At 43.5% G+C, this 20,137-nt stretch carries 18 protein-coding genes; 11 read left to right on the plus strand and 7 right to left on the minus strand.

What is annotated here, in order from left to right; all coding sequences use genetic code 11:
- Positions 1-5: 5 nt before the first annotated feature.
- From Q1A70_RS00725 to Q1A70_RS00740, 4 genes are all read right to left on the minus strand, one after another.
- Positions 6-1,022, minus strand: coding sequence for a class I SAM-dependent methyltransferase (locus Q1A70_RS00725; RefSeq protein WP_299685924.1), 1,017 nt, complete (start codon positions 1,020-1,022; stop codon positions 6-8).
- Positions 1,022-2,224 carry an ABC transporter ATP-binding protein gene (locus Q1A70_RS00730; protein WP_299685927.1) on the minus strand — a complete coding sequence of 401 codons (1,203 nt, stop codon included), beginning with the start codon at positions 2,222-2,224 and terminating at the stop codon, positions 1,022-1,024. The genes Q1A70_RS00725 and Q1A70_RS00730 overlap by 1 nt, the downstream gene beginning before the upstream one ends.
- Positions 2,214-2,993 carry an ABC transporter permease gene (locus Q1A70_RS00735; RefSeq protein ID WP_299685930.1) on the minus strand — a complete coding sequence of 260 codons (780 nt, stop codon included), beginning with the start codon at positions 2,991-2,993 and terminating at the stop codon, positions 2,214-2,216. The genes Q1A70_RS00730 and Q1A70_RS00735 overlap by 11 nt, the downstream gene beginning before the upstream one ends.
- 137 nt (positions 2,994-3,130) lie before the next feature.
- Complete coding sequence (locus Q1A70_RS00740) at positions 3,131-5,047, minus strand: nucleoside-diphosphate sugar epimerase/dehydratase (protein ID WP_299685933.1); 1,917 nt, start codon at positions 5,045-5,047, stop codon at positions 3,131-3,133.
- A gap of 188 nt (positions 5,048-5,235) precedes the next feature.
- On the opposite strand from Q1A70_RS00740, the gene Q1A70_RS00745 reads away from it, so the two are divergent.
- The 9 genes from Q1A70_RS00745 to Q1A70_RS00785 all read left to right on the plus strand — a co-directional run bounded on the left by Q1A70_RS00745 (position 5,236) and on the right by Q1A70_RS00785 (position 16,213).
- A complete protein-coding gene (locus tag Q1A70_RS00745) occupies positions 5,236-6,255 on the plus strand; it encodes an SDR family oxidoreductase (RefSeq protein ID WP_299685936.1) in 1,020 nt (339 codons plus the stop codon).
- 213 nt (positions 6,256-6,468) lie between these two features.
- Positions 6,469-7,014: a sugar transferase gene (locus Q1A70_RS00750; RefSeq protein WP_299685939.1), complete on the plus strand. Its 546-nt coding sequence runs from the start codon at positions 6,469-6,471 to the stop codon at positions 7,012-7,014.
- Positions 7,015-7,368: 354 nt separating this feature from the next.
- Positions 7,369-7,533 (plus strand): hypothetical protein, encoded by a 165-nt coding sequence (locus tag Q1A70_RS00755; RefSeq protein ID WP_299685941.1) that lies wholly within the window; start codon positions 7,369-7,371, stop codon positions 7,531-7,533.
- A gap of 114 nt (positions 7,534-7,647) precedes the next feature.
- On the plus strand, positions 7,648-8,352 hold the full coding sequence (locus Q1A70_RS00760) for a YjbF family lipoprotein (protein ID WP_299685944.1): 705 nt from the start codon (positions 7,648-7,650) through the stop codon (positions 8,350-8,352).
- A gap of 21 nt (positions 8,353-8,373) precedes the next feature.
- A complete protein-coding gene (locus Q1A70_RS00765; protein ID WP_299685947.1) occupies positions 8,374-9,333 on the plus strand; it encodes a capsule biosynthesis GfcC family protein in 960 nt (319 codons plus the stop codon).
- Complete coding sequence (locus Q1A70_RS00770) at positions 9,333-11,660, plus strand: YjbH domain-containing protein (protein ID WP_299685950.1); 2,328 nt, start codon at positions 9,333-9,335, stop codon at positions 11,658-11,660. Before Q1A70_RS00765 ends, Q1A70_RS00770 begins: the two co-directional genes overlap by 1 nt.
- A 449-nt stretch (positions 11,661-12,109) precedes the next feature.
- On the plus strand, positions 12,110-13,243 hold the full coding sequence (locus Q1A70_RS00775) for a polysaccharide export protein (protein ID WP_299685952.1): 1,134 nt from the start codon (positions 12,110-12,112) through the stop codon (positions 13,241-13,243).
- A gap of 197 nt (positions 13,244-13,440) precedes the next feature.
- A complete protein-coding gene (locus Q1A70_RS00780) occupies positions 13,441-13,881 on the plus strand; it encodes a low molecular weight protein-tyrosine-phosphatase (RefSeq protein WP_299685955.1) in 441 nt (146 codons plus the stop codon).
- A 166-nt stretch (positions 13,882-14,047) separates the two neighbouring features.
- Complete coding sequence (locus tag Q1A70_RS00785) at positions 14,048-16,213, plus strand: polysaccharide biosynthesis tyrosine autokinase (RefSeq protein ID WP_299685958.1); 2,166 nt, start codon at positions 14,048-14,050, stop codon at positions 16,211-16,213.
- A gap of 178 nt (positions 16,214-16,391) precedes the next feature.
- Here Q1A70_RS00785 and Q1A70_RS00790 read toward each other — a convergent pair whose 3' ends face one another.
- The 3 genes from Q1A70_RS00790 to Q1A70_RS00800 form a co-directional block, all read right to left on the minus strand.
- A complete protein-coding gene (locus Q1A70_RS00790; protein WP_016784030.1) occupies positions 16,392-16,727 on the minus strand; it encodes a hypothetical protein in 336 nt (111 codons plus the stop codon).
- Positions 16,728-16,889: 162 nt separating this feature from the next.
- On the minus strand, positions 16,890-17,507 hold the full coding sequence (locus Q1A70_RS00795) for an N-acetylmuramoyl-L-alanine amidase (RefSeq protein WP_299686087.1): 618 nt from the start codon (positions 17,505-17,507) through the stop codon (positions 16,890-16,892).
- Between the two features lie 11 nt (positions 17,508-17,518).
- Positions 17,519-18,022 carry a hypothetical protein gene (locus tag Q1A70_RS00800; RefSeq protein ID WP_299685966.1) on the minus strand — a complete coding sequence of 168 codons (504 nt, stop codon included), beginning with the start codon at positions 18,020-18,022 and terminating at the stop codon, positions 17,519-17,521.
- Between the two features lie 318 nt (positions 18,023-18,340).
- Here Q1A70_RS00800 and Q1A70_RS00805 point away from each other — a divergent pair, with 318 nt between their 5' ends.
- Both Q1A70_RS00805 and Q1A70_RS00810 read left to right on the plus strand, forming a co-directional pair.
- On the plus strand, positions 18,341-19,564 hold the full coding sequence (locus tag Q1A70_RS00805; RefSeq protein WP_299685969.1) for a helix-turn-helix domain-containing protein: 1,224 nt from the start codon (positions 18,341-18,343) through the stop codon (positions 19,562-19,564).
- Between the two features lie 66 nt (positions 19,565-19,630).
- Positions 19,631-19,951 carry a hypothetical protein gene (locus Q1A70_RS00810; RefSeq protein ID WP_299685972.1) on the plus strand — a complete coding sequence of 107 codons (321 nt, stop codon included), beginning with the start codon at positions 19,631-19,633 and terminating at the stop codon, positions 19,949-19,951.
- The last annotated feature ends 186 nt before the right edge of the window (positions 19,952-20,137 follow it).

The following is a 20,137-nucleotide window of genomic DNA, read 5'->3' on the forward strand; positions in this document are numbered from 1 at the left end:
TTGAATCACTTTGTTCTATTGAATAAAAAAGCAACTAAACTTTGGAGCAGTGCTCTACTCTTAGGTTGTGTTATTTTGGTGTATTGTTGCTCTAACTCAGATTTTAAATTGTATATTTCTTCATTCTGTTCTAGGTATCTCGACTCTATCTCGTGATTTTTTTTCTCAAGTTCATTAACTTCATTTTTCAAATTAATTACTTCTTTTGAGTATGCTAATTCCACTTCATCGATAATCGAAGCTCGTTCTAATGCAAGATTTTCAGCAAATTTCATGGAATTAACGAAGGGTATAAGTTGCTCTTCATCATATTCAACTAGGGATTGAGACAGGTAAAATTTCTTGCTAAGAGTTAAATCATGATTTTGATTAGAACATAAAAATAAAAATGAACCATGCTCGGTTGAATGCTCCAAATTTAACATTTCGATGTCAGTGTTCTTTAAAGGTTCAGTAGTCATTGGGCTGAAATATGAAACCAATTCACGTGTCATCTTTCCTATATAAACATGCTTAAACTCTGACTTAAGAAGATCATTTAATTTCTCAAAGTCGAAACATGTTATGTGGTATGGATTTTCACCATAAACAGATTTACACTTCTCGTCATATTCTGAGATAGGTACGCTACCAATAAAAAAACCATCGTCCTTTAGAACTCTCTTAATTTCACTCAATGCTAAACTAGGCTCTTTTAGGTGTTCAAAAGTTTCCATTGAGATAAATGTATCGATACTATTATCTGGTTCAGATAGATTTAATATACTACCTAACTTAAATGTAACTTTGTTATCTTTTGTAGAGAAGTGTAACTTGGCAGTTTCTATTGCATCTTGAGATATGTCCATTCCAATATATGCATCAACATTATTGTTTGATATGATCAACTTCGATGCATAACCAATACCACATGCACAGTCTAATACTCTTCCTGAAATAAATGAAGAAAAATGATTATATCTTGCAATATGTTCGTCAAAAAGAAAGTTCTTTTGAATAAGTTCTGAGCTCATTCGTTCCATTATTTTATTTCCTCTAGGCTCCAAGTATGCTTTATATCATACAGGCCAACTGTCTTAAAAGTGTCCTTCACGCTGAATTCACATACAGGTATGAGTTCTGAAATTATCTGTATTCCATCACTATCATTTACCGCAACTCTCCAGTTATATATTCCAGCTAATAATTCTAGGCTAGGAAATGTAACTCGAACTCTGCCTGTTGCGACATTTTTCCGGATATTTGCGTTTTGCATTTCGGTGGTTGTTCCACAAACATAAACATTATCTTTTCGATACAAGTTAAAAACAAAACAAAGTTCGCCTATGGTATGAATCTCAGAACATGTATAGTCGAACTGTAATGTAACAGAGTCTCCTGTTGCAATTTCATTAACTGAAACGTTATTTGTGTCGAGCAGTAAAGGATTTGTTATATTTACTAACTTGTTAGTATTAACTTCAATATCAGCCTGCATCAAGTTATGGCTATCCATGTTTTGTAAGTCCTGCAGGTAATATGCGACACCTTCGTCAGAATCACCAAAAAATACTTGTTTTCCTTGCTTTAGATAAAGAACTTTGTCGCAGATATTTCTAACTTGATAATCATCATGTGATACAAATAGGATAGTACACCCTGTGCCTCGGATCTCTTTGAACTTATCTAAGCATTTACGTTGAAAACGTGAATCTCCGACTGCTAGGATTTCATCCACTATTAATATTTCTGGCTCTACATGAATAGCAGTCGAAAAAGCTAGTCTAGCGAACATTCCGCTAGAATAGGTCTTTACTGGTTGATTAATAAAATCACCGATGTCAGCAAAATCAATAATATCTTGTAAAATATTATCGATTTCTTTTTTCGACAGCCCCATTAAAGTTGCATTTAAATAAATGTTCTCTAGCCCTGTAAACTCGGGGTTAAACCCAGCCCCAAGCTCCAACAAGGCTGAGATTCGACCATCGACAATAACTGAGCCTTTAGTCGGGGTTAAAGTTCCACAAATTAGTTGCAGTAAAGTTGACTTTCCCGAGCCATTCACGCCTATAATACCAACAGTTTCACCTTTGTGGATTTCAATATTTATGTTTTCAAGTGCAGTATGCTGGTCGTAATTTTTCTTTATTCCTAGCAGTTGTTTAAGGCGCTCAAGAGGGTTACTGAACATAAGGAATTGTTTGTTTAACCCTTGAGTTTTTATTACTGTTTTATAAGACATCAGAGAACCCTTTTTTGGTTAACTTGAACCACTTATTAGATACAATGTATAGCATAATACTGGTAGATAAATATAAAAGGTATCCTTTCACCTCAAAAAACGTTCCGTGCAGGATTACATTTCTGAGATTTTCTATGACATAAGTTATTGGATTTAAATACATTATCCACTGATAACTTTCCGGTACCGCATCAATTGAATAAAACACTGGTGACATAAAAAGCATTACAGATATGACTATTGACATCATATGAGCCACATCTTTTATATAAACAGATAAAGATGACAAGAAAATAATTAGTGCGTATGAAAGAATTATAAATGGTAAGAATACTATTGGAGCCAAAATAGTTGTAGCTTGGAATGGAGTGTCAGAGAAAAATAGGAATACAAAAAAGACAATTAGGCCCATACAAAATTGGAATAAGGAGGATAGTAAAGCTACCCAACATAGAGACTCCAAAGGGAATACGACTTTTTTTACATAATTGGCATTACTTTGAATTAGTGATGTGGCTCTTCCAATACATTCCGCCATATATGCATGGACAATTAGTCCAAGAAACATAACTAAACTATAGTTAGTTTTGACCTCTCCTCCCCATTTAGCTTGAAATACGAAACCAAATACAAAAGTGTATATAAGAAGCATGAATATCGGAAATACAATCACCCAAACTAGCCCTAGTGTTGAATTTTTATATCTATTCTCAATGTCTCGTTTAGTTAGTGAAGCTATTAGCCTTAGGTTATCTTTAAGCACTTTCATCCAGTGGAGCCTTCTTACTTTAACATCAAATCAGAGAGGGTATAATACGAAGATTCTATCCTATGTGAAAAGCAAAATACAGGGATGTATAAAAGAGAAAGTGCAGGTAATACCATGTGATATCTACTTTTCACAATTCATTCTTTGTGAGGGAGGTAGGGCTCTGAGTTATTAGCAAAGCGTTGCTCTCGAAGTGCAGGCTTATACCCAGTAGGCGCCTCTAACAGTATCCTTCTAATACAATCCACATTAAAATCATGGCAGCATTCATCTAGCTCATTCAGCAGTGGCTGCATCTCCGTCCAGCTAAGTTTACTTTCTTGAGCTGTCATGATTTTTTCGTGGCTCGTACCTTCTACATTATCGCCAATCAAAAGCTCTTCATAGAGCTTTTCTCCTGGGCGTAATCCGGTGAATTTTATAGAAATATCGCCTTCATCCGAGCTTGAACCAATGTTTTCTTGCATTCCCATCAGGTGAATCATGCGTTTGGCTAAATCGAGAATTTTGACCGGTTCTCCCATATTAAGGACGAACACTTGACCATTGTTGCCCATCGCGCTTGCTTGAATAACAAGCTGAGCCGCTTCAGGAATCAGCATGAAATAGCGAATGATATCTGGGTGAGTAACGGTAACAGGCCCCCCCGCTTTAATCTGTTTCTTAAATAGCGGCACAACGGAGCCAGAAGACCCGAGTACATTACCAAATCTCACCATGGTAAACGTAGTACTGGTGTCTTTGTCGGCGAGCGCTTGCAGAACCAACTCAGCCATTCTCTTACTTGCTCCCATCACATTGGTAGGCCTTACGGCTTTGTCGGTAGAAATGAGAGTGAAATTTTTAACGCCACATTCTATTGCAGCTTGCGCACAGGATAATGTCCCAAAAACATTATTGCGGATCCCTTCAACCACATTGTCCTCGACTAACGGTACATGCTTATACGCAGCGGCGTGGTACAAGGTCTCTACACCATGGGTCGTCATTAATTTTTCAAGGCGGTTTTGCCTTTGCACCGAGCCCAATGCAGCAATGATTTGAGTTTGGCTTTTAAGATTTTTCTTGGTTGCGTTTATCTCTTGTTCTATTTTGTACAAGTTGTATTCGTTTAACTCGAACAAGATTAAAGTCTTCGGTTTTTGAGTGATGATTTGACGACACAGTTCTGAGCCTATCGAACCGCCAGCTCCGGTGACCATCACGCTTTTGTTTAAAATGTTTTTGGACAGCAGCTCATTATCTGGCGCAATGGGGGTTCGCCCCAACAGATCAGCGACATCGAGGTCCATCACTTCGGTTGCTGTCGCTTTGCCAGCCGCAATATCTTCTACCGAAGGTACGGATTGAATGGCGATAGGCCAGTTAGATAGTTTTTCGACTAATCTCAGCCTCTTCCCTTTGTTGATATTATTGATAGCAAGCAACAGTTTTACAGGCTGATAAAGGGACTGAAGGTGTTCAAATTCACTCGGGTGATGAACTTTTAAGCCAAATAAGATATTACCTCTTTTCGTCGGATCATCATCCAGTAGTACGACTGGGTTGTACTCATCACCATGGATTAACGCGTAAGCCAGCTCACGGCCCGTTGCGCCCGCACCATAAATGAAAACATTCGGTTTTTTACGCTTAAACACCTGGTCATAAACGGTGCGGATCATGATTCTCGGCCCGCCTAAGGTCAGAATTGCCAATCCGGCATAAATGAACGGCACGCTTCTTGGTATGAACGTTTGAAAAAAGAACCCGCTCATCACCAAGGTGAGTGTTGAGATAAATACCGCAAAGAAAATATTGCCAACCGCAGGGAACATCATGTAGCGGAGTACCGCACGATACATCCCAAGCTTGGTAAAGCTATATATAGTGACGGATATAGTCAGAAACAGAGTGACCCACTCATTTAGAGTGAGATCGAAAGTGTATGTCCCTAGCCTGAGGGATACCGCCATATATACGGACAGTGTGATCGCGAAGATGTCGTAACCAATGCTGATCAAGCGTTTGTTTTTCCGCTTTGTGTTGAGAATAAGGCGTATTGGCTTGAGCATTGTAATCCTTGGGTGTTTTATTTATCTGACCTGATGAGTGCAGAAAATGTTTTAATATCATGGATATTTTAATGTTGTTGAGTACGGTAAGCTAGCTGAAATTGACAGTCATGCACTATTCAACCGTTTTGATATTAAATCTGTTGGTTATTTGTTCGATATTCTTTCATTTTTAAGGCTTTTGTATTATGAAAATATTAGTCACAGGCAGTGCTGGCTTTGTTGGAGCTCGAGTTGTTGAATTGGCACAAGAGCGCCTGTGGGATGTCGTGCCTGTCGTGCGTAAAGCGTCGCAAATACAGCCTAGTAGCTCGTTTGTGAACAGCTCGGCCGTTAATAGCTCGGTCGTTAATAGCTCAGTCGTTAATAGCTTGCTTGTGAACAGCTTGGTGGTTTCCGCTATTGATTCAAGTACGGATTGGTCTGGCGCTTTTGAAGGCGTCGATTGCGTTGTCCATTGCGCAGCGCGAGTGCATCAAATGAATGAGAGCGAGCAAGACGCATTAAGCGCTTATCGAGAAACAAACAAGCTCGGAACCTTAAATCTTGCTAAGCAAGCCGTTGCTGCGGGTGTAAAAAGGTTCATCTTTGTTAGCTCAATCAAAGTTAATGGTGAGTTCACGGAAACCGATTATCCTTTTGAACCTAATCTCAACCACACTCCCATTGATCCCTATGGCTTGAGTAAATACCAAGCGGAAGTAGCATTGACTCAGCTTTCGAAAGAGACCGGGTTAGAGGTTGTCATCATTCGGCCTCCACTTGTCTACGGGCCGGGTGTTAAAGCTAACTTTTTATCTATGATGCGTTTGATTGATAAAGGGGTTCCGCTTCCTTTCGGTGCGATCAAAAATAAAAGAAGTTTGGTTTATCTGGACAACTTGTCGAGCTTAATACTCACTTGTTGCGAGCACCCTTTAGCTGCAGGCTATACATTTTTGGTGTCGGATGAGCATGATGTTTCAACCACAAAGTTGATGCAAACTATCGCTCAATCGATGGGTAAACCGGCGCGGTTGTTGCCTATTCCAATGTCCTGGATCCAAACTGGGGCGGCTGTATTTCGAAAGCAGCACATTGCACAAAGAATATGTGGCAGCCTGCAAGTTGATCCCCAATTAACCAATGAGGTTTTAGGCTGGACGCCTCCCGTTACCTTTCAAGAAGGGATCAAAAAAACCGTGCAAGCGTATTTAGATTCCAAATAACTCGTTCCTCGTTTCTTTAGCAACAGAGTGGCGGAATGACGGAGTCGCGAGTGAAGAGCAGATACGGGATACGAGTAAACGAGATACGAAAAGATGAAGAGCAGATGAGAGTAAACGATTATTGAAGAGCTTTGGAGTGTTAGTTAAGTCGTCATTCTGAACAGCGAGGCACGAGCGTGATTCAGAATCTGTGTTTTTAGAAAGGGGTTTAAGTTGATTCGTATATTAGATTTTATTTTTGCATTTTTTGGTCTGCTTTTTTTGTGGCCAATCTTCCTTGTTATCTGTGTCCTAGGTTACTTTGATACAGGCTCTCCGGTGTTTTTTCAAACGCGGGTTGGGCGCAACAAAAAACCATTCACCTTAGTTAAATTTCGCACCATGCCCGTTGAAACCCAATCTGTTGCCACTCATTTGGTCGGGGCGACTTCTGTGACTAAGCTCGGCAGCTTTTTGCGTAAAACAAAGTTGGATGAGCTTCCTCAGCTTTATAACGTTCTAAAAGGCGAAATGAGCTTAGTGGGCCCAAGACCTTGCCTGTTTAATCAGCAAGAGCTGATTGAAGAGAGAGAATCGAGAGGTGTGCTTGCGGTGAGACCCGGAGTCACAGGGTTAGCGCAAATTAACGAAATCGACATGTCGACACCGAAAAAGTTGGCGGAGTGGGATCAGCGCATGTTGAGCACGCTAAATACCAAACTTTACTTCCAGTACATCATACAAACCGTGCTAGGCAAAGGATCGGGCGATAGAGTGTAGTGAATAGTGAATAGTGAATAGTGAATAGCTAACAGTTGATGGCGTCTTATCTCTAAGCTCGGCCGTGGTTTATTTTCTGGCTTGACAGAGGTTTATCTTCTTAGCTTAACCGTCGGTTTATGTGCTTATCTTGCCTTACATAGGCATTAGCATAGGGATAGGTTTCTACTTTACGCTCATATTTGTGTGACGCTATTTTTCAAATGATTTATTAAAGGTATTGCTTATAATTTATTCGTTTACTTGATTGTGGTTATTACCTATGATGCTCAATTAGTTGTTTAGGTTAAGCGACTAATTGAGGGTGCAATGTATCACCTCTGTGTATGAATGTTTATATCAATGGAAATCATTATGAAAAAGATGGCTCTAGCAGCTGCATTAGCAGTTAGCTTCTCAGGTGCGGTATTCGCAGCAGAAGAAACAGCAGCAACGGGTTCAAGCACTGGTACAGCAGCGGCGGCAGTAGCCGTTGCTTCTAACGAAAGCGGCGCAACAACAACAACTACGACTAACTAATTTATTGTTAGGGTATGTTCAAAACCATTTTGTGTGAAAGCATAAAGTGGTTTTTTTATATCAGATTTTCATATTGGATATCAGCAACAACATTGCTAGGAAGCACAACTCGTCATGCTTAAATCTCTAATCATATCTCTTGGTCTTTTTCTTGCTGGTTGTTCTCAGCAGTTTCAAGACGTTAATTCCACGTTTGATGAAGCCTTTTTTGGGAGCTCCGATGTTGAGTTGTCGAGGGAATATATTCAAAACTTACCTTATTCCAGCATTTATGCCGAAGTGAATGACCAAGGTAAAATCTTCATGGTCTTAGCGTACGTTGGTGAAAACCCGCAAACGGGCGCAGAGCAGTTAAAGTGGATGTCTTCTGACAAAGCGATGATCGTTACTGAAAATGGACGTATCGTACAAACGCTATTGCTTCCTTACGAAAACCTTTCTGGTTTGGCATTCCAATCGTTAAATACGTTCTCTTCTGCAAATAGCTCGTCGCCAAACTCTTCTTCTGCGTTTGATGTGTCTGCCAACCCCGGTGCTCAAAAATGGCAAGCGGTTTACGACTGGCAACCTAACTATCGATTCGGCTATAAAGCGCACATCACCCGAACGTATGCAGGAAATGAAACGGTTGAAACTCCGTTAGCGTCTATCGATACCAAGAAGTTCCAAGAAAAAATTCAATTCCCAATGTTAGAACAAGACATCACCAACGAATATTGGGTCGACAGCAAAGGCAAAGTGCTAAAAACCATACAGTATTTAGGCCCTGATATGACAAGGCTTGAGTTAACCGTTCTTAAGCATTATCAAAGCAATTAACGAACAGGGTAGTGAACTAAAATGATGAATTATATGAGTCATATATCAAAAATGACGGGGCGTCGGTTGCCATTGGTGAGAGCTTTATTCGTGGTGAAAGCTTTATTAACGATGAGAGCTTTATTAACGATGAGTGCGCTGTTCTCTCTATGCACTTTTAGTTACGCTTCTGTGGCCTCTAATCTTGTTACGCCGGCTTCTCTTGATAAGCCTGGCAGCGCTTCTGTAGTTAAAACAATAATCGAGCTTCCTCTTCAAGGTGTGACGCTTGAATACAAAACACACGTTCGACTGCTTCGTGTATTAGACGACGCAAACGCGAATGCGAGCAACAGTATTGGTTACTTCCCCCTTTCGGCTCAACTGTTTGATAAAACCAACGCTGAAGCGGATGAGGTGACTGAATTTAAAGAAGATAACCATGATATCGAAGCCAAAAAGCGCAATGTATTTAACCAACTTGACGCTTTCTCGATAGAAGAGCCAGAAGCAAAACTGGTAAAGCAACAATTAGCCTCTTTCCAATATCTCAATCGAATTTTTATTGAGTTAGACCGCAATGCGGTTATTTCTCAATCAGATAAGAACCCGTTACTTGCTTCAAGATCTAATACTAACAAGGCGTTAGACAGTCAAACTCAAGCCTTTTCTCTGTACTTACCACAACGACCAACGTCCATTCAGTTAATGGGGGCAATGAAAGAGTCGGTAACAATGAATCTGATTGAGCATGGAACGCTGAATGATTATCTCGATGCATTACCAAACGGCTTTATTGGTGAATCTGCAGATAAAAGTGTGGCGTATGTTGTTCAGCCCGATGGCGTGGTGCAAACCATTCAATATGCTTATTGGAACGAACAGCCGGTGTATTTAGCGCCAGGTGCGATCGTATTTATGGCGTTTTACTCTCTGCCATCGGAATACTCAACGTTGAACCAAGATATTGTCGATTTGCTACGTCATAAGGTTAGCCTGTAATGCTGAAACAGAAATCATTCCCTCAATCGGCAGTGTGTACGTCGGTTACCTGTGCCTTGTTAATGACCCATAGTGCTTCTGTTTTTGCAGAGACGTTTTTTGCCGAGGCTGTTCGTGGTGAAACGCTTAATGCCGAAACGGGTCGTACTGAGACAATCATTGATTCCTCTTCGGTTCGAGCTGAAAAATCATCTTTCGAAGACACAGAGCACAAAACATCGCAAATGAACTTTGGTGGTGTCGGCTTAATGCAAATGCCGACAGGCCGAATGGCACCAGAAGGTGAGTTCAACGTTAGTGCTTCGTTTAACAATGAATACTACTTTTATAACGTGAGCCTACAGGTGATGCCTTGGCTTGAAACCACCATTCGTTATACGCAAGTTCAAGATCTTTTTTATAGCGGTGGAGGTAATCAAGACTGCTCTCAAAACTCATTCAGTGGCTGTACTAAATACACGGATAAAGGCATCGACTTTAAACTGCGTTTAGTTGAAGAAGGTTATTACTTACCGGAAATATCGGTCGGTGTGCGTGACTTTGGTGGTACGGGTTTATTTGATGGTGAATTTGTTGCGGCCACCAAACGCTTTGGCCCTGTTGATTTTACCTTGGGCATGGCATGGGGATACATGGGCACCAGTGGTAACTTCACTAACCCATTGTGTAAAGCCCGTGACAAGTATTGTGAGCGCCCGTCTGATTATAAAGGCAAAGGTGGCAGTGTTGACTTTGAACGTTGGTTCAAAGGCGATGCGGCAATCTATGGTGGTTTTGAATACCAAACCCCTTATCAGCCTTTAACTTTGAAGCTTGAATACGATGGCAACGATTACTCTCAAGACTTCCCTGTGGTGCGTGGTGGTGTCGACATGACACAACACACGCCATGGAACGTGGGTGTTGTGTACCGTTTCACCGATTGGGGCTCGGCTAAAGTGAGCTACGAGCGAGGTGATACGCTCACCCTTGGTTTTGATCTCTCTACCAACTTCAATGAAATCTATTCCGTGTGGCGAGATACCGAAACCGCAGAGTTGCGCCCGAGTGGTGTCGAAACGGTGGATGATATCGATACGGCAGCCCTTGCAAGCCAACTTGAAACGATTGCTGGCTATGAACAAGCGCAAATTTTGGTCGACGATAACAGCATTGTAATTAAGGGCACGCAGGTTAAATACCGAGACAGAGGTATCGCCGTTGAACGCGGTGCGACCGTGATCGCGAATGCGGTACCGAGTTACATTGATACCTACAAAATCATCGAAAACGATAAATCGATGGAACTCACCGAGACAACGGTCAATGCACAAGCGTTCAAAGCGGCGGCGAACAACCATTACCTTAACGCTCAAACCAGTGATGCTTCACACACTCATGAATTAGAACGCAAGAGATCCGTTATCTATCATGATGGGCGTGAACGATTCGATGTATCAATCACACCAAACCTCGCTCAATCGTTCGGTTCGGCTGAGAACTTCTACCTATACAGTCTGGGTTTATACACTAACGCTTCGTTTTGGGCGTTAAACAATGTTGAACTGTCAGGTTCTCTGTACGTTAACTTAGTTGATAACTACGACAAGTTTAATTATACCGTCCCATCCGATGGCACGGACCAAACGCCAAGAGTCAGAACCTTGTTCCGCTCTTACGTTGACGATCCGGTTCGCTTAGACCGCTTACAACTGACTTGGTTTGAAGATTACGGCAGTGGTGTCTACACCCAAGCTTACGGTGGTTACCTTGAGAGCATGTTTGCGGGGGTGGGGGGCGAAATCCTGTATCGACCATTCAACCAAAATTGGGCGATTGGCGCAGACATAACCGCAATAAGCCAGCGCGATCCTGAAAGTTGGTTCGGCACGTTTGATCAAGAGATCCAAGTCAACCCTGATAACAGTAGCCGAACGTACAAAGTGATTGATAAGGGCACGACGGGCTTTATTACCGGCTACTACACCCCACGATGGAACTTCTTGAGTGATACCTTGCTTAAAGTGGGCGTCGGTAAATTCCTTGCTGGTGATATCGGTACCCGTATCGACTTCTCTAAGCAGTTCAAGAGTGGCGTTATTGCTGGTGCGTTTGTCAGCTTAACCGATATGACAACCGAAGAGTACGGTGAAGGCAGTTATACCAAAGGTTTCTATGTCTCGATTCCGTTTGATCTTGTTACCGTGAAACCAAGCTCAAGCCGCGCAGGCTTTACCTGGTTACCGATCACTCGTGACGGCGGACAAGTGCTGAATAAGCAATACAACTTGTTCGATCAAACCGATGCTCGCTCACCTTGGCTCCAAAGGCCGAGTAGCGTTAAGTAAGAGCGGAAAGAGCAGTATCGAGATACGAGTAATCGAATAGCGTGATTCAGAATCTGTGTTGTGTTTCGTTGCTCAGTGGGCTTTAGATTTCAAATAACTCGTTACTGTTTTTCAAACCTTGTTACTGTTTTTCGAACCTCGTTACTTGCATCTCTCATCTGCTCTTAAACCATTCAACTCGGTTGATAATAAACACAAATCGTGGATAATGTTTACGGGTTAAAATGACCGGATGCAGGCACAGTTTTGCTGCGTTTGGTATTGACGACGCAGTGTGGTGTCGAATGGTGGTAACTTTTTGATTTTTAATGGCAAATGAGAGTTAGATCTTATTATTTGTCCACTTTAGCTCTATTTACAACTGCATAGCTGATAAAATGACTCACTTAACTTCTTTTGGGTGTCCTTTTGGGTATCACAACACATTCCGTTTTTATAACTTGGTTAACATGAAGATCAATAAAAATCGTCTCCTTTTAGCGCTTCTTCCTGCATTGCTTGCAGGGTGTACGACTCCGGGGTCTCACCTTTCTACTGACAACAAGAATGTGATTCAGCCTTCAGAGGAGCAGCAAGAATCGGATATCTCTGAGGTGGTTAACCTTTACCCACTGACAGCGCAAACGGTATTAAACTACCAAAATGGACCGGTCTCGGTTTCCCAAGCTAACCCGACATTAGATGTTGATATTGCAAAATACGAATATCAAGTGGGTGTCGGCGACATCTTAAATATCACCATTTGGGATCACCCTGAACTGACCATTCCTGCCGGTTCTTACCGAAGCAGTACCGAAGCGGGTAACTGGGTTCATGCCGACGGCACCATCTTCTATCCGTACATTGGTACCGTTGAAGTGGCAGGCAAAACCGTTCGTGAAATTCGTACGGATATAGCGACACGTTTGGCGAAATACATCGAAAGCCCTCAAGTGGATGTTAACATTGCGGCTTTCCGTTCTAAGAAAACCTACATTACCGGTGAGGTTTCAAACCCTGGCCAGCAAGCGATTACCAATATCCCTTTAACGTTACTCGATGCCGTGAACCGCTCTGGTGGTTTGTCTGAAAATGCCGACTGGCGCAATGTTTCATTAACGCGTAATGGCGTGGAAGAAAACATCTCGCTTTATGGTTTGATGCAACGTGGTGATTTAACCCAAAACCGCTTGCTGCAAGCCGGTGATATTATTCACGTGCCGCGTAACGACAACCAAAAAGTCTTCGTGATGGGTGAAGTGAATGACCCACAACTGCTGAAGATAGACCGTGTCGGCATGAGCCTAACCGAAGCACTCAGCACTGTTGGTGGCATTAACCAGCTCACTGCTGATGCAACCGGCGTGTTCGTTATTCGCACCTCAGATGACAAATCAGAACGCATGGCCGATATCTACCAATTGAACATGGAAGATGCGTCTGCGTTAGTGATTGGCACCGAGTTTGATTTGAAACCTTATGATATTGTGTACGTCACCGCCGCACCAATCAGCCGTTGGAACCGTGTGATTGGTCAGCTTGTACCAACCATTTCTGGCTTCAATGACCTGACGGAAGGTATGCTACGTGTCCATAACTGGTAATCAGTAAAGGTGAATAATCAGGTTGCATGTCATTTGGGCATGCAGCCAGTTTTTTTGTATTTAGAGATGGCTGTATTCAAAGGCGACTAGCTATTAAAGGCAGCCAGTAATTAAAGGTTGTCAGCTATTTAAGACGACTGACTATTCAAAACGGCCACTGATTCAATAGCAGTGGCCATTAAATGATAAAGTGTACTATGTTTAATAAAATCTTAGTGGTATGTGTAGGTAACATCTGCCGTTCTCCAACGGGAGAGCGCGTTCTTCAAAACCTGCTTCCAAACAAAGAAGTGGCTTCGGCTGGGATAGCCGCCGAGAAAAGCCGTTTAGTTGGCAAGCCAGCCGATGAAACGGCGATTTTAATTGCCGCAGAAAATGGCATTGATGTTGAAAACCATCACGCACAGCAAGTGACGCCACTGCTTTGTGCGCAGTATGACCTGATCTTAGTGATGGAGAAGGGCCACATGGAAGCGCTGACTCAAATATCACCCGAAGCACGGGGTAAAACCATGCTGTTTGGTCAGTGGATAGGTCAAAAAGACATTCCCGATCCACACCGTCAAAGCCGTGAAGCGTTCGAATACGCTTATCAGTTGATCGACGAAGCAGCACAAGCGTGGGCAAAGAAGCTTTAAATACAGCTCAAAGGTAAGACGCGTCTCTTTTCATTTCTTTTTCTTTCATTTCTTTTTCTTTCTTTTCTTTCATGGAAATAGGCACAGAAATAGCAATAGAAATAGAAATAGAAATAGAAATAGAAATAACAACAGAAATAGCAATAGTTTAGGAATTCGCAATCTGATGACAACACCACCATCTCAGCAATCACATACAGACAACTCTGATGAGATAGATTTAGGGAAACTGCTTGGCATCTTATTGGATGCGAAATGGTTAATTATATTCACGACCTTCGCCTTTGCGGTATTGGGTATCGCGTTTGCGCTGCTTTCAACGCCGATTTACAAAGCCGATGCGCTGATTCAAATTGAACAGAAAGGCTCTGGTGGCATTTCATCGATGGTCGGTGATATGGGGGATCTGTTCTCTCAGGAATCATCGACAACAACAGAAGTGGAGATCATCAAATCGCGTATGATCTTGGGCGAAACCGTTGATAAGTTTAACCTCACGACGGTGACATCACCGAGCTATGTACCGATTGTCGGTAAGGGGTTTGCCCGCTTAACCGGTGACATCAACCACATCGCAGTAAGCCGTTTTACCTTGCCAAATTATGCGAGCGATTACGGGCACACGATTCAGATTGTCGATGCCGAACAAGGCACTTACCAGCTGGTTCGTGACGATGAGCGCGTGATCTTGCAAGGCACAGTGGGTGAGCTGGCAACAGCAGACGATTACAGCGTGTTTGTGGCTGGCTTTGAATCCCATAACGGTTTTGAGTTTTCTATTGCTAAGCAAACTCGATTAGAAGCCATTGAATGGCTGAAATCGTCGTTGTCTCTGTCTGAGCAAGGCAAGCAAACCGGTATTTTGATGCTAAGTTTTGAGGGCGAAAATAAGCAACAGATCTCTGATATCCTCAATCACATTAGCCAGACCTACTTCTTACAAAACGTAAAGCGTAACTCAGCGGAAGCAGAAAAGAGCCTAGGGTTCCTAGAAAGCCACCTGCCAGACATTAAGTCGGAATTAACCACCTACGAAGACACGCTGAATAATTTTCGTCAAGAAAATGAATCGATTGACCTAGGTTTGGAAGCGCAATCGACCCTAAAGGTTATGGTTGAGCTTGAAGCGCAATTGAATGAATTGACCTTTAAAGAGAGCGACATTAGCCAGCGCTTTACGCCAGATCACCCAGCTTACAAATCGCTGCTTGATAAACGTAAAACGTTACTGGGTGAGAAAGAGCGTTTAAACCAGCAAGTACAGAAGCTACCGAAAACGCAGCGTGAAGTATTGCGTATGACGCGTGATGTAGAGGTAAACCAACAAATTTACATCCAACTGCTGAATAAAATTCAAGAGTTGAGCATTATCAAAGCGGGCACCGTGGGTAACGTTCGTATCCTAGATGACGCTCAAGCGTATGCTCAAGCAGTGAAACCGAAGAAGCCGTTGATTGTGGTGTTAGCCACGTTGCTGGGTGGCATGCTCAGTGTCGCGTTTGTGTTAGTAAAAGCAGCGTTCCACCGTGGTGTTGAAAGCCCAGATCAAATTGAACAGATTGGCCTGCCTGTTTACGCAGCGGTACCAAAATCTGATTTGCAGATAGATCTAACTAACCGCTTTAAATCGAAGAAGCAGCAAACCAAGGGAACTCAAGCACTGCTTGCAGAATCGAACCCTGCGGACCTTTCGATTGAAGCACTGCGTGGCCTGCGTACCAGCTTACACTTCGCGATGCTAGAAGCGAAAAACAACATCTTGATGATCTCTGGCCCTGCGCCAGGCATTGGTAAATCTTTTATCTCAACCAACTTTGCCGCAGTCGCAGCGAAAACAGGCCAAAAGGTATTGTTGATTGATGCCGATATGCGTAAAGGCTACCTACAAAAAAGCTTTGGTGTGAACTGGGATAATGGCCTTTCTGATGTATTAAGCAGCAAGCAAGAATTTGCTCAGTCCGTTAAAGCAACAGCGGTAGAGAACCTAGACGTTATTACGCGTGGCCAAGTGCCACCGAACCCATCGGAACTGCTGATGCACCCACGCTTTGCAGAGCTTATGGAGTGGGCATCAAAAGAGTATGATTTGGTGATTGTTGATACCCCGCCGATACTTGCGGTAACCGACCCAAGCATTGTGGGTGCCTTTGCGGGTACCACACTGATGGTTGCGCGTTTCGGCCAAAACACCATTAAAGAGATCGATGTGGCTCGTCACCGCTTCGAACAATCGGGCATCGAAGTGAAAGGCGTTATCTTCAACGCCATCGAGAAAAAAGCTTCAAGCTCATACGGTTACTACAACTACTCGTATTCAAGCGATAAGAAGTAGAAGCGGACACGGGACACGGGATGCGAGTGGCGAGTAACGAAAAGCGCGCTCTTCGCATCCCGTTTACTCGTCACTCGTATCTGTTTTTCAAGCTCTTCGCTCTTCGTTTCCGTCATTCCAGAAGTGAGGAACGAGGTATCTGGAATCTGCTCTTCAAGCTTTTCGCATCCCGAATCTTCTATTTCTTAACCACACCACCCGTTAAATACAAACCAATTGCCGCTAACACCGGATAGCCAAACGCCTCATTGGTCATTTCCCCCAACGGCTTCCAATCGTAGCCGTGCATACAACCCAAGATCACCATTACATGCAGTGCCACATAAGGGATGGTGAACAACAACACAATGTAGCGTTGGACTAACTTAAAAGGTTCATACGCTTTAAGCAGTGCCAGTTTGTGCTTCGCTTTTTCTTCATCAGTAAAAAACATCGCATCTCCTGTGTTGGTGAGTGCATCTAACCCTTTGTTAATGGAGGACTGGCTCCCGAATATTCTTCCGAACAATGTCATACTGCTCCTTGGTTTATTGATTGGTTTTGACTGTCTAACCTTATTTGCCTAACCCCTAGCTATCTAACCTTTAGTTGTCTTCCCTCCTTCGATACTCACCACTCGCGACTCCGTCATTCCAGAAGTGAGGAACGAGGTATCTGGAATCTGCTCTTCCCGCTCTTACTCTCTTAACTTCATCACCGGACACGCCTTATTCACGCCCCAATCTTTATGCCCCTTCACATTCTCATCTGAAATCAAGAACTGCTCTTGCAAGGCGGACACCAAACTAAACAGCGCCTTACGCTGTGCAAGTGTGAAGTTATCTTCTGGTTGCAGATCGGAATTACAGCCACCGACGATACAAACGCCAATATTGCCCTTGTTGTGCCCTTTCACATGCGCGCCGGTTTGCGACAGCGGCCTGCCAATGGCGACATCCCCATTGCGATGAATCACAAAGTGGTACCCCACATCGCGCCAGCCTCTCTCTTTATGCCATCGGCGAATCTCGGCGACGCCAATATCTTGGTCCGGCGGCGTGGCGCTGCAATGCACCGTAATAAAAGAGTATGGCGGGCAATGAGGTAAGCGGAGTAAAACCGAAACCAGGCTAAAGGAATAGGGCGCGAGCGAAAAACAAGGATCTAACGACGGGATAAACGTCAACTTGTCCGCTTGTTGTTTCGGTTTTGCCTGTTGTTGTGAAGAGTGTTGCTCTTCCGTGTCGACCTCCTCTTGCGAGTTAGCTTGCTCTTCCGTACAAGCCTGTTCTTCCGTATAAGCCTGCTCTGGCAAAGCAGACGCGTCTAATGGTTGCTGTGGAACTCGATCAGTTGCTGGTGGAGTGTTTGACAAAATAAATCCTCTTGTTGTTGTAACCAGGTGACGAAAAACGTTGATAACGCATCTTTTAAATCAGGGTGTAATGCGATCTGTTGTCGCAAACTCTCTCCGACGGCTTTTGCATAACCTGAGTGGTAACCGACATAACGTAAATACATCACGCAATAACCCAGTGGCTGACTACGCCGCGCTCGGCTGAGCATCCAGCAAATATCCTCATAGCTGGGGTCTTCAAAACGAGCACCTTCAAAGCCAGGCGCTTCGAAGGCTGGCTCATCACAAAACAGTGTTTGCTTATCACATACCCAGGGCTGCTCATCACAAAACAGTGTTTGCTTATCACATAACACTGGTTGCTCATCACATAACCACGGTCGGTGTGATTGATTGAGGGAGCGAGCATGGCACTCGATGCTCGCCATACCGGGTTGATACGCTGAAATAAAAAGAGAAACAATCGCCTTCATTCATCACCTTATTGCTGTATGGGGAGGGCAATGTACTTCGAGAATCTGGATTGGGGGTGGCGGTAATAACGTGAAAATGGAGGAACACAGAAAAGTGAGAGGTGCTTCGAAGGTTATCATCCTAATTAATACTCTTGTTGCATAACAGTGAGAACACATAGGAAAAACACTTCTTGTTACTTTTGATCTTGCCTCATCTTCGCCCCCAAAGTACCAAAAGGTGTTGTTAATGCTTTTTTATCAATGGTTATGCATATCTAAGCGATTTATAGCGAGAACCATGCAGATAGGCAGATCAATTAATAAGGAGCGTTATTCATGTGTGTTTCCCTCATTCTTTCTTTCATCCCATTAAAAACCGGTTCGCCAATCAGTAAGTTGGTGTTATTAAAATTGGCCGATAACGCAGACGCGCGTGGCGTGTGCTTTCCTTCCCTAAATTACTTAGCGCAATATTGTGAGGTGTCGGTAAGAACCGTTAAACGACACGTTAACGAGTTAGAAAGACAAGGGTTTGTGAAGCGGATAAAGCGGTTTGATGATTCAGGGCGTCAGCGCAGCAATCTGTATCAGCTACGCTTGCCCAATGGTTGCCACATTGAACAAAACGACCTAGATCAAACCGACTTACCGCCCGTTTTACCAAATTACGCCCCGAAAGCGAGTCATACTCAGAAAACAGGTCATACACAGAAAACCGAACATCCAGACACCCACCTAGGTGACACAGCGACCAACACGGAGAGTGATCACCTGTCACACATAATCTTTCATAAAGAACATAAAACAGGCATTCCTGTTGAAACCAACCCTGTCGTTGAAACAGAAAAGACACTTGAAGCCGTCCCATCTATTGAAGCAGAGCCGTCTCTTGAAGCTGAGCTGTCTCTTAAATCAGAGCGGTCTCTTGAAGCTGAACCACCTCTTGAAGTTGAGTCGCCTCTTGAAGCAGGCCGAACCGGTGAGAAAGCGCTTGCGACACCTCCTGCCAACGGTGCAAAACCAACAAGCCAACAGAACGAGGCCGTGATTCACCTGATCACCAAAGAAGGTAACGCGCCTATTTACCACGAGTTCTACAAAATCTTAGAACGCACCTACCCAAAGCTCGATGTGCTGCAAGAATTGCATGCCATGCAAACGTGGCTGTACATCAACCCCGACAAGCGCAAGCCTTTTGAGCACATTGGCCACTTTGTGAATGGTTGGCTAAGAAGAAGCGCCAAAGCCAAAACCCAAGCCCAAACCAAAGTCAACGCCCAAACCAAGACCAAGCAGGGGGCATCACCCGCCTTTAAACAAACAGGGACGAGTAAACCCGTCAGCGCTTCTGCATCCGCCAAATCTTCCAAGGCGGCCGAATCAAGAGCAACAGCGAACCCCAAACCGGTTACCAAGCCAGTGGAGTCACAGCAACCGACTCTGGTCGCTCAGGCCCTAGCGGACTACAAAGCCAAAAGCACCATTAACCCGTTTGAAGCGCGCATCAAGGCCCTAGTGCAAGCCAAATCAGATCACAAGCCAAAACAGATTAAAAGCTAAGGCAAACCAAAGCGAACACAGACAAAAAACGTCAAGAGACAAAAGTAGAATTAGGGAGAGGGCAACATGGACGATAACCGCCTAAAAAAACTAACAACGGAAGAAAAAGCCACCATTTTGGCAAAAGAGATAGCGCGAGTAGAAGGGCGGATTGGCGAGTTTTTGACTTTGCTGGTTAACCATTACCCACAAGGGCTAACACGCACAGAAATTAAAGAACTTTTGCTGGTAAACAACAACCCAAGCTTTGTCTCGTTATATCGAAACGGCAATATTTTCATTGATATAGAAAAGCGCTATTGCGAGACAGCACAAGAAAACCGTTACTTCATAGGCACCCAGTTCCTGCACGATGTACAATGCGTGCGGTGGGTCAACGCTTTGTAAAGTTCGAGTCACGCAGAGCAGTTTTCAAATTGGTTAATATGCACTTATTTTGCTAAAATATATCGCAAATTAGAAATCGTAAGCAAAACGCATAAAAGCGAACAACTTGTTACTATTGCCTTTAGGAGCCAAACCTAAGGGCGGTAGCGTACCCAAATGCGAGAGCGGCAAGTAAGTAGGCCGCAA

The sequence above is a fragment of the uncultured Vibrio sp. genome (genome assembly GCF_947488985.1).
GTDB lineage: Bacteria > Pseudomonadota > Gammaproteobacteria > Enterobacterales > Vibrionaceae > Vibrio.

Coding starts and splice junctions, on each gene's coding strand:
- Q1A70_RS00805 (WP_299685969.1), top strand. CDS start 18,341: ATGTGTGTTTCCCTCATTCTTTCTTTCATCCCATTAAAAACCGGTTCG.
- Q1A70_RS00730 (WP_299685927.1), bottom strand. CDS start 2,224: ATGTCTTATAAAACAGTAATAAAAACTCAAGGGTTAAACAAACAATTC.
- Q1A70_RS00810 (WP_299685972.1), top strand. CDS start 19,631: ATGGACGATAACCGCCTAAAAAAACTAACAACGGAAGAAAAAGCCACC.
- Q1A70_RS00765 (WP_299685947.1), top strand. CDS start 8,374: ATGATGAATTATATGAGTCATATATCAAAAATGACGGGGCGTCGGTTG.
- Q1A70_RS00800 (WP_299685966.1), bottom strand. CDS start 18,022: ATGAAGGCGATTGTTTCTCTTTTTATTTCAGCGTATCAACCCGGTATG.
- Q1A70_RS00770 (WP_299685950.1), top strand. CDS start 9,333: ATGCTGAAACAGAAATCATTCCCTCAATCGGCAGTGTGTACGTCGGTT.
- Q1A70_RS00735 (WP_299685930.1), bottom strand. CDS start 2,993: ATGAAAGTGCTTAAAGATAACCTAAGGCTAATAGCTTCACTAACTAAA.
- Q1A70_RS00775 (WP_299685952.1), top strand. CDS start 12,110: ATGAAGATCAATAAAAATCGTCTCCTTTTAGCGCTTCTTCCTGCATTG.
- Q1A70_RS00780 (WP_299685955.1), top strand. CDS start 13,441: ATGTTTAATAAAATCTTAGTGGTATGTGTAGGTAACATCTGCCGTTCT.
- Q1A70_RS00785 (WP_299685958.1), top strand. CDS start 14,048: ATGACAACACCACCATCTCAGCAATCACATACAGACAACTCTGATGAG.
- Q1A70_RS00740 (WP_299685933.1), bottom strand. CDS start 5,047: ATGCTCAAGCCAATACGCCTTATTCTCAACACAAAGCGGAAAAACAAA.
- Q1A70_RS00790 (WP_016784030.1), bottom strand. CDS start 16,727: ATGACATTGTTCGGAAGAATATTCGGGAGCCAGTCCTCCATTAACAAA.
- Q1A70_RS00755 (WP_299685941.1), top strand. CDS start 7,369: ATGAAAAAGATGGCTCTAGCAGCTGCATTAGCAGTTAGCTTCTCAGGT.
- Q1A70_RS00725 (WP_299685924.1), bottom strand. CDS start 1,022: ATGGAACGAATGAGCTCAGAACTTATTCAAAAGAACTTTCTTTTTGAC.
- Q1A70_RS00745 (WP_299685936.1), top strand. CDS start 5,236: ATGAAAATATTAGTCACAGGCAGTGCTGGCTTTGTTGGAGCTCGAGTT.
- Q1A70_RS00760 (WP_299685944.1), top strand. CDS start 7,648: ATGCTTAAATCTCTAATCATATCTCTTGGTCTTTTTCTTGCTGGTTGT.